This is a genomic window from Rhodococcus sp. YL-1 (assembly GCF_001942025.1).
Taxonomy (GTDB): domain Bacteria; phylum Actinomycetota; class Actinomycetes; order Mycobacteriales; family Mycobacteriaceae; genus Rhodococcus_F; species Rhodococcus_F qingshengii.
In genome coordinates this window covers 6,031,035-6,042,044 of record NZ_CP017299.1, presented here as the reverse complement: position 1 = coordinate 6,042,044, position 11,010 = coordinate 6,031,035, and the positions used below count along the sequence as shown (strand labels likewise).

The 11,010-nt window shown below is 63.0% G+C and carries 13 protein-coding genes; 8 read left to right on the top strand and 5 right to left on the bottom strand.

Translation table 11 applies throughout. The features are described from left to right. The first annotated feature begins 174 nt into the window (after positions 1 to 174). From BH682_RS28190 to BH682_RS28180, 3 genes are all read left to right on the top strand, one after another. A complete protein-coding gene (locus BH682_RS28190; protein ID WP_075834868.1) occupies positions 175 to 693 on the top strand; it encodes a MarR family winged helix-turn-helix transcriptional regulator in 519 nt (172 codons plus the stop codon). Positions 694 to 814: 121 nt separating this feature from the next. Continuing rightward, the gene (locus BH682_RS28185; protein WP_054826753.1) at positions 815 to 1,315 is read left to right on the top strand and encodes a hypothetical protein; all 501 of its coding nucleotides are present in this window, start codon (positions 815 to 817) and stop codon (positions 1,313 to 1,315) included. A 10-nt stretch (positions 1,316 to 1,325) separates the two neighbouring features. Continuing rightward, complete coding sequence (locus BH682_RS28180; RefSeq protein WP_230587623.1) at positions 1,326 to 2,237, top strand: NmrA family NAD(P)-binding protein; 912 nt, start codon at positions 1,326 to 1,328, stop codon at positions 2,235 to 2,237. A 42-nt stretch (positions 2,238 to 2,279) separates the two neighbouring features. On the opposite strand, the gene BH682_RS28175 is transcribed toward BH682_RS28180, so the two are convergent. After that, the gene (locus BH682_RS28175) at positions 2,280 to 2,525 is read right to left on the bottom strand and encodes a DUF3253 domain-containing protein (protein WP_050654941.1); all 246 of its coding nucleotides are present in this window, start codon (positions 2,523 to 2,525) and stop codon (positions 2,280 to 2,282) included. Between the two features lie 108 nt (positions 2,526 to 2,633). Between BH682_RS28175 and BH682_RS28170 the strand changes: the two genes are divergently transcribed. Together BH682_RS28170 and BH682_RS28165 are read left to right on the top strand one after the other, a co-directional pair. Next, positions 2,634 to 3,260: a class I SAM-dependent methyltransferase gene (locus tag BH682_RS28170; RefSeq protein WP_172933127.1), complete on the top strand. Its 627-nt coding sequence runs from the start codon at positions 2,634 to 2,636 to the stop codon at positions 3,258 to 3,260. A gap of 128 nt (positions 3,261 to 3,388) precedes the next feature. Next, positions 3,389 to 3,856 carry a hypothetical protein gene (locus BH682_RS28165; RefSeq protein WP_020971317.1) on the top strand — a complete coding sequence of 156 codons (468 nt, stop codon included), beginning with the start codon at positions 3,389 to 3,391 and terminating at the stop codon, positions 3,854 to 3,856. A 19-nt stretch (positions 3,857 to 3,875) separates the two neighbouring features. Here BH682_RS28165 and BH682_RS28160 read toward each other — a convergent pair whose 3' ends face one another. The 3 genes from BH682_RS28160 to BH682_RS28150 all read right to left on the bottom strand — a co-directional run bounded on the left by BH682_RS28160 (position 3,876) and on the right by BH682_RS28150 (position 6,013). Then, a complete protein-coding gene (locus tag BH682_RS28160) occupies positions 3,876 to 4,313 on the bottom strand; it encodes an SRPBCC family protein (protein WP_046379623.1) in 438 nt (145 codons plus the stop codon). Between the two features lie 96 nt (positions 4,314 to 4,409). Next, positions 4,410 to 5,096 (bottom strand): hypothetical protein, encoded by a 687-nt coding sequence (locus tag BH682_RS28155; RefSeq protein ID WP_075834866.1) that lies wholly within the window; start codon positions 5,094 to 5,096, stop codon positions 4,410 to 4,412. After that, a complete protein-coding gene (locus tag BH682_RS28150) occupies positions 5,093 to 6,013 on the bottom strand; it encodes a LysR family transcriptional regulator (protein WP_075834863.1) in 921 nt (306 codons plus the stop codon). The genes BH682_RS28155 and BH682_RS28150 overlap by 4 nt, the downstream gene beginning before the upstream one ends. A gap of 95 nt (positions 6,014 to 6,108) precedes the next feature. On the opposite strand from BH682_RS28150, the gene BH682_RS28145 reads away from it, so the two are divergent. Genes BH682_RS28145 through BH682_RS28135 form a run of 3 tightly spaced genes read left to right on the top strand, consistent with a single transcriptional unit; the run spans position 6,109 to position 9,077 of the window. Then, the gene (locus BH682_RS28145) at positions 6,109 to 7,311 is read left to right on the top strand and encodes a YbfB/YjiJ family MFS transporter (RefSeq protein WP_075834861.1); all 1,203 of its coding nucleotides are present in this window, start codon (positions 6,109 to 6,111) and stop codon (positions 7,309 to 7,311) included. Positions 7,312 to 7,356: 45 nt separating this feature from the next. Beyond that, positions 7,357 to 8,385, top strand: a complete 1,029-nt coding sequence (locus BH682_RS28140; RefSeq protein WP_075834859.1) for an NAD(P)H-dependent flavin oxidoreductase — start codon at positions 7,357 to 7,359, stop codon at positions 8,383 to 8,385. Continuing rightward, entirely contained in the window at positions 8,382 to 9,077 is a 696-nt protein-coding gene (locus tag BH682_RS28135; protein WP_075834858.1) for a hypothetical protein, read from the top strand. The genes BH682_RS28140 and BH682_RS28135 overlap by 4 nt, the downstream gene beginning before the upstream one ends. A 55-nt stretch (positions 9,078 to 9,132) precedes the next feature. Here BH682_RS28135 and BH682_RS28130 read toward each other — a convergent pair whose 3' ends face one another. After that, positions 9,133 to 10,968, bottom strand: coding sequence for an acyl-CoA dehydrogenase (locus BH682_RS28130; RefSeq protein WP_075834856.1), 1,836 nt, complete (start codon positions 10,966 to 10,968; stop codon positions 9,133 to 9,135). Positions 10,969 to 11,010 lie beyond the last annotated feature (42 nt).

The following is an 11,010-nucleotide window of genomic DNA, read 5'->3' as shown; positions in this document are numbered from 1 at the left end:
AGTGATCAGCCTGCCTGCAGGCTTCAATTCTGACGGGCTGCCAATGGGTATACAGGTTCTGGCTCGCAGTCATGCCGATCTGGACCTGTTGCAACTCGCGCACGGCTTCGGCAGCGTTGACACTAGCTCTGGTGGAGGGTTGACCAGAATGTAGTTAGGTGCCATATTAGTTGCATGGCAGTGGACGGAACCGATCACGACTCACCCACGTTGGATCAGGCGCGGCGGCAGTTGGAGCACTACGGCCTCGGGTCCGATCCGCAGGCGGTGCTGGTTGCGGTGCGGCTGATCTCGGCGGGCGCGCGACTCGGTCGAGCGACTGAGGTTCACTTCGCGAGGTATGGGCTGTCGACCGGCCGTTACCGACTGCTTGCGGATCTGGAAGACCACGACGGGGAGAAATCTCCCTCACGTCTGGCCGCTGATCTCGGCGTCTCGCGGGCCACGGTCACCGGCTTGGTCGATGGGCTCGAGCAGGAGGGTTTGGTCGCTCGACGTCCGTCCGAGGAGGACGGGCGTGGTGCGGTGGTCGTCCTGACTGCTCGTGGCGCTCAGCGGTTACGTGACATGGCGCCCGAACACTTTGCTCGTCTCGAGGAAATGGTCGACGAGCTCACTGTCGACGAGCGAGCGGTCTTTCTGGATCTGCTCTCGCGGGTCGTTCGCGGTATCGGTGCGCTGACTGCGGAGTAGTCGGCTGGGATTCCAAGTATTCGCGTAGCGATTCGAATCGTCGTCAATTCTCGACAGAGACTTCTCTTTTCATGCCCAAATAGTTAGCCACCTAATTATAATCGGAAAGTTGGTCTCCTTCATGTCCGGACTCACCCCGCCGATCCGTCGCGAAAACAAAAGGGAGATAACCGATTCCAATCGACTCGACCCGGTTGCCGATCGTCGCGCCGCACGACCTTTCACCCTGTGGAGAGAGGTGCTGGTCGCCTACCTTGCCCCTGCGCTGATGGCGGGTGCGGGCGGAGTCGCATCCGGCCAATCGGGCCTCACGATGGCGGCATTTACGTCCATTGCGGGCACGTCGGCAGTGGTGGCGTTGCTGATCGGCTCCTGGCTGCAGCGTCGCGGGAGGTCACGGCCGTGGACCACGGCCCTGCCTCGCATCATGGTGGCGGCAATTCTTGCCGTCGGAGCCGCTGTGATTGCTGGTCTCGTCGGGTGGTTCGCCTCCCGTTGGCTACCAGCTCACACGAGCGTGGTCGACACTGCTTGGCTTGCTCGCCTGCAACTCGATCTACCGATATCTGCCGCTGTCGCTGCCGTCATCGTCAGCTGGCGATGGCGCCGTCAGAATCCCTGACAGACAACACATGTCAACGATCCCCGGCTTCCCGGGGAAGACCGAAAGGAACACGATGATCGTCATCATGGGAGCGTCCGGAACCACAGGCGGCGCGTTGCTACACAGTCTCGCATCCTCGGGTGTGCCGAGCCGAGCGCTGTCCCGCGACCCGGACAGGCTGAGCGCCCACCTCGGCGACTTGGCCGACGGTTTGGTCGAAGTAGTGCCGGCCGATGCCGCAGACCCAACTTCGCTACGGACGGCTTTCAAAGGGGCCGAACAGCTTTTCCTCGCCATGGCCAACGGACTCGAACAGGTCGAGCTCGAAACGCGTGTGATCGACATAGCCGCCGAGAGCGGCGTCGAACACATCGTCAAGATCTCCGACCCCGCCGCCGCGGCCGACTCCCCCATCGCTCTCTCCCGCGGCCACCACGCCGTCGGCGAACACCTGCGCGCATCCGGGATCCGCCACACTCTGCTCCGCCCCTATGCGTTCATGCAGAATCTGTTGCTCCTGGCTCCGGCGGTGGCTGCGCAAGGGGTGATTCTGGGCGCGATGCGGGACGCGCCGTGCAACTGGATCGACTGCCGAGACATCGGTGACGTCGCCGCGGCCGTGCTCACACGCGCCGACCTCGCCGGCGGTACCTACGTCCTGACGGGCAGCGAGGCAGTCGGCTACGGCGGCATCGCCGATTCTCTGACCCGCATGCTCGATCGCCCCGTCCAATATATCGACCTGCCACCGCACGAACTGCGGCAAAACCTCGTCGATCATGCCCACATGCCTCCGTGGCTGGCCGAGCACATTCTGGAGATCCAGCAACTTGCCGTCTCGCGCCCGGAGTCACCCACCGACACGGTGGCACGTGTCCTGGGGCGTGAGCCACGAAGCCTGGATGCGTTCCTGCGTGAGCATCTGGACCGTTTCCGCTGATTCACGCTGCGAGAGCAGCGCCGCCAGAAGTCACGCGGTTGATCAACGAGCCCACCGAATCCTGATCGGACCTCGTACGGATTCCGGGTCGACGACTTCGCCGCCCTGGGTGATCTGCACTTCGCCGTCGGCCACCATGTGGCGGGCAGCCTCTCGGACGGATTCCATCAGCGGACGCCAATTGTCGGGTGCCGCTGCGCGGGCCACGTCGGAGGGGCAGATGCTCGACTCGGCCGATCGGGCACTGAGTAGTTCGCGGATCTTCGCCGCCAGTTCTTTCTCTTCCACCGTGTGACCTCAGTTTCCGGTCGTGACCGTAGGCCTTCAACAGAGTATGAACCTTCGGTTCGGCGAGTTGCGGCGGAGGAATGGTGCACATCGATAATTATTGACGGCGTGGAGAATTCGAGTGCAACGCGCCGCGACGTAGTCCGAAAGTCGTATTCGGCCAGATCCCAGGAGTACACGGACCTCTTCGGCTCGATGGATTCGACGCACGTATCTGATCGGGACCTGGTGACCAGCTGGGCTGCCACTTTGACCGGCCCCGTGCTCGACGCCGGGTGCGGGCCGGGGCAGTGGACAGACTTCCTGGCCCAGAGCGGGCTGGCTGTGAGCGGGATCGATCTCGTGCCCGAGTTCGTCGAACGAGCCCGCACCCGATACCCGGATCTTTCCTTCGAGGTCGGGGGCTTCGAGGCATTGGACGCGAAAACGAATTCACTGGGCGGCGTGCTGTCCTGGTACTCGCTCATTCACCATCACCCGCAAGATATCGAGGCACCGCTCGCTGAATTCGCGCGCGTGATCCGCCCAGGTGGTGGGTTGCTGGTGGGCTTCTTCGAAGGCGCAACCGTAGAGCCTTTTGATCACGCCGCGACGACTGGTTATCGATGGCCGGTGACCGAACTTGCCGAGGTGCTGGTCACAGCGGGCTTCGACGTGATCGAGACCCATACCCGGACGGGGAGCGGCTACAGGCCGCACGGCGCAATCACTGCCAGCCGGCGCGGCGTCGAATAGCGGATCGAGACAGCGGATCGAGACTGGGCGAGCAATTGTCTTTCATTCATTTCGTGTGAGTGGTGTGCTGGATGAGTCACTCCCCGGCTTTTTCAGCACCGGATCATCCACAGTTGAAAGAAGGCGCCATGACCACGATCCATCTTCACAAGACGACCACTGCGACGCCCGAACAGGTCCTTGCCGGCCTGACCGACTTCGGCCCGGGCCGTGAGGAAATCTTCGGCCGCAGTGCGGACAGCTACCTGAAAGTGCACCAACAAGGACCCCACGATGCTGATGTCACCGAGGGCTCCAGTGGTATCTGGGAGCGTCTGCACTACGACTGGACCGACCCGCACCGCGTCGTGATGACAACCACCGACTCCAACCTGTGGGGCGGGGCGTCGAGCCATACCTACACGCTGACCCGGCAGCCAACGGGTCTGACCGATGTCGACGCCGTCGTGGTCCGGGACGGCAAGAACCTCAAGGGAAAGCTCCTGGCGTCGGTACTCGGACTCGTCGGCACCCAAGTGCTGGGAAAGTCGTTCACGAAGTCCATCGATGCCATCGAAGCTCGCAACGGTGGCGCGAGCGGCGGCAACACACAGTGACAAGAACCTGACGGACTTGTCAGAGCGCTTCGAGGGCTTCCGTCATCTTCTTCACCGTCTCCGGTGCCACTTTGGCTTCGAATCCCGCCTTCAGGAGAGGCGACGCAATCTTGGCGGCACCGTTGAACTCGACGTTCGCGTGATATTCGATCTCGGTCGAGTTCGGACTCACTGAAGTCAAGGTGATGTCGTCGGTACTGGTGGCAGTCTTGTTCTTTCCTTCGAGAACAACGTGATTCAGCTCGTCGGTCACCAGCGTGTACGTCAGTTCCGTGGTGACGCCGAACAGCTTGGACACGTTGTGCCACTGGGTTCCGACGCCGACAGGGCCGTCGGAGATCTGCGTGCAGCTCTCGGTGCCCGGATCCCACGTCGGCGCATTGGCGAAGTCGCGGAGAAACGCCGCAGCCTTTTCGATCGGTACCTCGGCGGTGAATTTGCGGGTGACGTCAACCATGCGGTGGGCCTTTCGGTTCATTTTTCGGCGGTAGTGCCGCGGTGAGAGTTCGTTCCGACGCCCGGGCTACCCAAACTCGACAAACGGTAACCACCTTCAGAAGACTGCGCGGTCCAGTGGACGCGGAAGCGGATCGAGTGCGCCGGTCTCGCGCAGGCGCTCGTACGCCCGAACGACCCCATCGACGGCCCCGATCTGTAGCAACACGCCGCCCGGTAACGCGGCAACGCCTGCTGCGAGGTCACCCGGGATCGCGTCAGCGCGAGCGGACGAGAGGTAGCCGACTCGTCCGATCACGGGATCACCGACGCGATAGTCGGACTCGTCTTCGAGAGCGTCGAGGATGTTGTCGTCGGTGACGTCTCCGAAGTCCGGTTCCCACTCCGCGGCGAGCATCCGAAGTAGTTCTGTCTCAGGAACTTCGGCGGTGTCCGGCGCGCTGACGGCAAGAATCATCGACTGAAGGACGATTTCAGGTTCGCCGCCCGCCAACCCGGAGAGTTCGAGCCCCCATTCGGGCCCTCCACTGGATGCGAGCCTCAATCCGATTCCCAGACGATCCGACCAGTCTTCGGCGGCCTGCGCGTTCTCGAGGACCTGCGCCAACTGGTCGACGGTCACGGCAGTAGCAGGTCCAGCGGAATGGATCTGTTGCCACGACCCGCCGACCACCTCGGGCAACAGGAATTCGACTTGCTCCAACGTCCGACGCCACCGGGAGGCCACGGCCTGCACCGATTCCGGCCGTCGTCCCCAGAAAACTCGAATAGCGCGTCGTGTCATCGAGTCCTCCGGTAAGGATCGTCCATGGGTAGCCATATCCCGTCTTCGTGGATTTCGAGATCAGTGACGCCGCGGGTGAGAGCGTCGACGGCCGCGAGAACTGCAGGGCGCGTTTCGTTCTCGCGGCACAGGAGAGACCACGTCCAGATTGCCGCGGGGTCGATCACCGCACGTGCAGTGAGATCGCTTGGCAGCGTGATGGTCTGCCCTTTGGGCGAGTTGACGACCGGACGGCCGACGGCACGGACGTGATCGAAGAATGCCGGACCGGTGATACCACCGTCGTTGATGCGCAGAATCTGTGCGCCGGTATCGCGAGCGAATTCTTCGGCGTAGACGTTCCACGAATACCAGGAGGTGGTGTCGTCGTCGACGAGTACGACGACGTCGCGTGCCCGCACCGGTGTGGTGTCCTCTCCGGTGGAGACCGCGTACAGCCGATCCGCACCGAGCAGTCTTGCGCTCAGAGCATGTTGGGCGACATCGGTTTTCCGCACCCAGGCGATCGCCAGGTCGAGGCTGCCGTCCGCTACCCGCGCGGCCTGCGCGTGCGAAGGCACCACCCAGGCGTCGACGTGCAGTTGCGCGACCCCTGAAGTGCGCGCGATCAGATCCGTGGGGAGCCAATTGACGTAGCCGATCCGGACGGGCTCCGCTCCGGACAGACGCTCCGCGCGGCGTCGCAGATTCTCGGCACTCTCGAGTAGCGCACGGACATCAGGGAGCAGGGCCGCGCCGGCTGGCGTCAGAGCGACGGAACGACGGTCGCGGACGAACAGCTTGACGCCGAGGTCGCGTTCGAGTGCCATGATCTGCTGCGACAATGACGGCCCGGCTATCAGTAGCCGCGCCGCGGCTCGGCCGAAGTGCAATTCCTCGGCGACGACCTCGAAATATCTCAGCTGACGCAGCTCCACGATCCTTCATGCTACGTGCGGTGGGAGGTTGTGCCTATCAGTCAGGAGCAAAGCGGTCGTGGCGGTCCGGCGCGGCCGGGGCACACGATAAGACCATGACCACAATCCACAACGGCGTCTCCCCGCGAGCGCACGCTGTCCAAGCTGCCGCTGCGCTGGCGGCGAGCATGGGAATCGGTCGATTCGTCTACACACCGATTCTGCCGTTGATGCACACGCAGGCCGGTCTGTCCGCCTCGCTCGGCGCAACCCTGGCGACGGCCAACTACGTCGGGTACCTGATCGGCGCGCTCGCGGGAATCCTCATTCCCGGCGCGGTGCGCTCGGCAGCGGTGATGCGTACGTCGTTGGTGGTCCTCATCGCGACTTTGGCGCTCATGCCCACTACCCACGACGGATCCATCTGGTTCGCCCTGCGGCTCGTCGCAGGCATTGCCAGTGCCCTCGTATTCATGATCGCCGTCAGCGCTTTGCACGCGCACCTTCGGGGGCAGTCCCGATTCTTGGCCGGATGGGGATTCGGTGGAGTTGGGCTGGGTATCGCCCTGTCCGGGGTCCTCGTGTTCGTCGTCCGCGTCATCGGTACCTGGAGTACAGCCTGGCTGGCATCTGCGGCCCTTGCAGTGGTGTGTGCGGTCGCAGCCTGGGGATTGACGCCGGAACCGCGTCCGGTCATCACACCGGACGCGCCGGGAACTCCCACTCCCCAACGCGGGTTCACTGCCTTGTTCATCAGCTATTTCCTGGAAGGCATCGGCTACATCATCGCGGGCACGTTCCTTGTTGCCGCAATCGATCTCGCCGCTCCAGAATGGGTCGGCAGCGGCGCTTGGATAGTGGTCGGTCTGGCCGCATTTCCCTCGTGCGCCCTGTGGGCTTGGCTCAGCCTGCGTTGGTCGAGGCCGACTCTGCTTCTCGTTGCCCTGTTGATTCAGGCGGTGGGCATAGCGCTTCCTGCTGTGATCGGAGGCGTCGGCCCCGCACTGATTTCAGCTTTCCTGTTCGGTGTCACCTTCCTCGGTATCGGGTCAATTGTGTTGGCAATCGGCGCGCACCTGCAGTTCCCACGCGCCGTGGCGTTGCTGACCGCTGGATACAGCGTCGGTCAGATTCTCGGCCCACTCGTTGTCACTCCGTTGCTGCGAGACGGGTATCGCGACGCTCTGCTGTTGGGTGCGGCCGTCGTTCTGGGCGCGGCAGTGGCCGCCGCGGTTTTGCGGTTCCGATTCCCTTCCGATCTCGATGCGGACCCTCGGACAGCCACCTCGACTGAGGAGGTAGTTTTTGATGTCAGATGACGAAACGGCCGGAGCACTATCCGACGTAGGACTGGAGATGTTCGAATGAGCGCACTCACAACCGATCTCGACCTGAAGGTCCCTGTCATCGCAGCGCCCATGGCCGGCGGCGCTTCCACACCGGCACTTGTTGCTGCTGCCTCTCGCGCAGGCGGTCTCGGCTTCCTCGCCGCCGGGTACAAGACGCCTCAGGCTCTGTCCGAACAGATCGACGCCGTGCGCGCCGAGGGAGTGTCGTTCGGTGTCAACGTTTTTGCGCCCAACCCGGTGCCTGTCGATGTCGATGCCTACCGTGCCTATGCCAGGGCGATCCAGGTCGAGGCGGATCGCTTCGGCATCACACTGGCTGACGGTGAGCCGGTCGAAGACGACGACTATTTCGCGGACAAGATCGATCTGCTCCTGGCCAGCCCGGTTCCGGTGGTCAGCTTCACCTTCGGCTTTCCCGCACCGGGCGTCATCAAGGCGCTGCGCGCTGCCGGTTCACTTGTCGTCCTCACAGTGACTTCGGAGGCAGAGGCGCTCCTTGCCGTCGACGCCGGTGCCGATCTGCTTGTCGTGCAATCGTCGGCTGCCGGCGGACACTCCGGAACGCTCACTCCCCTGCAGGTTCCGGCAGAAACACCGATCACCGAACTGATCGCACAAATCCGTCATCGCACCTCTGTTCCGCTATTGGCGGCCGGTGGACTGGCGACCTCCGCCGACGTCGCTGCTGCCTTACGTGCCGGAGCGGACGCGGCAGTGGTCGGTACCGTACTGCTGCGCACCGAGGAGAGTGGTGCCTCGGCTCCGCACAAGGCAGCTCTGGCCGACACGTCCCGCGGGAACACGGTCGTCACAAGAGCTTTCACGGGACGTCCTGCACGGGCGCTTCGGAACGAGTTCATCGATCGCTACGACGCACAAGCGCCCATCGGGTACCCGGCCATCCATCACCTGACCAACCCGATGCGCAAAGCCGCTGTTGCGCAGGCAGATCCCGAGCGAATGCACCTGTGGGCCGGTACTGGCTATCGCCACGCGACGGAGGAACCAGCCGGGGTAGTGCTTTCGCGATTGGCTAACCTGTGACGGCGCGGACACCGGACATCACATTGCCCGAGGTAGTGACATACGACGGGCTGCCCAGTGGTGCACACTCGCTTCGAGTCAAGCGCCCCGACGTGGCATTTCAACGCCTGCAGACATTTCTGGAAGCCTGCATCGAACCAGTGTCGTTGCCGTCGTGGACGTTCGAGATCTACCAGAGTGGGCCATCCGAGCCGACCGCGCAGTTGTCATCGTTCGCTACCGAGCTCTTCGGTGGGCCCAGCTACAAAGCGCAAACCCATACCGAATGGAACGTCCCACCGGGTTCTGTCAACGAAGCGCTCGATACCCTCGTTGGTTCCGATGCGGTCACAACCCACGGACGTTCTTTGGCGGCACTGACCTACAGTGCGCCCGTACGCCTGATCGACCCGGACACCCATGCGCCGTATCCCGACATCACGCCCGACGCGTTCGGCCGCTTTGCCGTCGACGGATACGGCCGGACTCTCGGCGAGTCAGGCATACGCGCAACCCTTGGGAACGCGGCATCCTCACTGTCCCTGTGGCTCAACCTGCCAGCAGACGAACGGTTGTCGTCCGGTGCTCGTCACCTACAAGACCATCTCCCGTTCCGGTTGTCCGCGAAACACTGGCGTCTCTGGCGGCCGAACCGGAGCGCAGACTCTTACCGTTCCAACAAGATTCCGTCGCCGGTTCACGACCACGTTTGAATCACGCAGCAAGCATTCCGAGTTGCGCACCACCCATACCGCGCGTGGCACGTTGTCAGAATGCGTCTTCCTCGAGTTCCATGATCTCGTTGTCGAGGGAACCCAGGATTTCTTTGGTCGACGCCAGGACGGGCAGGATGTTCTTGGCGAAGTACGACGCGATGACCACCTTGCCCCGATAGAACGACCGGTCCTTTGCCGACGCGTCACGGTCCAAGGCTGCCAACGCGACTTCCGCTTGCACCAACAGGCGCCATCCGATGAGCAGGTCGCCTACCGCGTACAGAAAGCGCACCGAGCCGAGGCCTATCTTGTACAACTCGGAGGGTTGGTCCTGGGAAGCCATCAGATACCCGGTGAGCGTCCCGGCCATCTCCTGCACGTCGGTCAAGGCGATCTCGAGTAGGACTCGCTCGGCCTTGAGTCGACCGTTCCCGGCCTCACTGTCAATGAACTCTCGTATGCGACCGGCTACGTGAGCGAGCGCAACGCCGCGGTCGCGTGCGATCTTTCGAAAGAAGAAGTCCTGCGCCTGGATTGCCGTGGTGCCCTCGTACAGGGTGTCGATCTTGGCATCGCGGATGTACTGCTCGATGGGGTAGTCCTGCAGATACCCGGAGCCGCCCAGGGTCTGCAGGCTCTCGGTGAGCAGTTCGTAGGCCTTCTCGGAGCCGACGCCCTTGACGATCGGCAGCAGCAGATCGTTGACCCGCGCCGCCAATTCGGCATCCGCACCCGAAACCAACTCGGCGACATCGGCATTCTGGTGTGCCGCGGTGTAGAGGTAGACCGCTCGGAGGCCTTCGGCGTAGGCCTTCTGCATCGCCAGGCTGCGTCGGACGTCGGGGTGATGCGTAATGGCCACGCGGGGCGCGGTCTTGTTTGTCAGCTCGGTGAGGTCTGCGCCTTGAATTCGTTCTTTCGCGTACTCGAGGGCGTTGAGATAGCCGGTGGACAGTGTTCCGGTAGCCTTGGTGCCCACCATCATTCGAGCGTTCTCGATGACCTGGAACATCTGGGCGATACCGTTGTGGACATCACCCACGAGCCAGCCGACGGCAGGAACGTCCGTCGCACCGAAGGTGAGTTCGCAGGTCGGGGACGACTTGAGGCCCATCTTGTGTTCGACGCCGGTGACGTACACACCGTTGCGCTCTCCCAGTTCAAGTGTGTCCGAGTTGAAATGGGACTTCGGAACGTAGAACAGGCTCAAACCTTTGGTTCCTGGACCGGCGCCTTCGGGTCGGGCAAGCACCAAGTGGAAGAGGTTCTCGGCCGTGTCTCCGACGTCACCGCCGGAGATGAACCGCTTGACGCCCTCGATGTGCCAGGTGCCGTCGTCCTGCTCGATCGCCTTCGTTCGGCCTGCGCCCACGTCTGAGCCGGCATCGGGTTCCGTCAGCACCATCGTTCCGGCCCAGCCCCGCTCGAACCCCTCTTTGGCCCAGTGCTTTTGCTGTTCGTTGCCGATGCTGTAGAGCACGCTCGCCATCAGTGGACCCATGTTGAAAAAGCTTGCGGATCCGTTTGCCGCGACCAACATTTCGCCGATCGCCCAGACCAACGGCGCCGGAGCAGGAACACCACCCATGCCTTCTGGTAGGCCGAGTCGCGACCAACCGGCCTCGTTCACCGCCTCGACCGTCTTGCGTAGAGGTTCCGGGACCACAACGGCGTGATTGGGTGCGTCGAATTCGACAGGGTTTCGATCCGCGTCGGCGAAGGACGCGGCGACCGGGCCTTCTGCCAGCCTCGATACTTCCGCAAGAATGTTGCGCACAGTGTCGGTGTCGAGGTCCCCGTAAGCGCCGGCATCCAGCAGTTCGCCGATCCCGAGTACCTCGAACAGATTGAACTCGATATCACGCACGTTGCTTTTGTAGTGACCCATTGTTCTCCGACCTTGGTTCGTCAGCAATACGGTTCGTCAGCA

Excerpts from the sequence above, each read along its gene's own strand:
- BH682_RS28140 (WP_075834859.1), top strand. The coding sequence starts at position 7,357 with ATGAGCGCACTCACAACCGATCTCGACCTGAAGGTCCCTGTCATCGCA.
- BH682_RS28130 (WP_075834856.1), bottom strand. The coding sequence starts at position 10,968 with ATGGGTCACTACAAAAGCAACGTGCGTGATATCGAGTTCAATCTGTTC.
- BH682_RS28160 (WP_046379623.1), bottom strand. The coding sequence starts at position 4,313 with ATGGTTGACGTCACCCGCAAATTCACCGCCGAGGTACCGATCGAAAAG.
- BH682_RS28145 (WP_075834861.1), top strand. The coding sequence starts at position 6,109 with ATGACCACAATCCACAACGGCGTCTCCCCGCGAGCGCACGCTGTCCAA.
- BH682_RS28165 (WP_020971317.1), top strand. The coding sequence starts at position 3,389 with ATGACCACGATCCATCTTCACAAGACGACCACTGCGACGCCCGAACAG.
- BH682_RS28155 (WP_075834866.1), bottom strand. The coding sequence starts at position 5,096 with ATGACACGACGCGCTATTCGAGTTTTCTGGGGACGACGGCCGGAATCG.
- BH682_RS28180 (WP_230587623.1), top strand. The coding sequence starts at position 1,326 with ATGTCAACGATCCCCGGCTTCCCGGGGAAGACCGAAAGGAACACGATG.
- BH682_RS28185 (WP_054826753.1), top strand. The coding sequence starts at position 815 with ATGTCCGGACTCACCCCGCCGATCCGTCGCGAAAACAAAAGGGAGATA.
- BH682_RS28190 (WP_075834868.1), top strand. The coding sequence starts at position 175 with ATGGCAGTGGACGGAACCGATCACGACTCACCCACGTTGGATCAGGCG.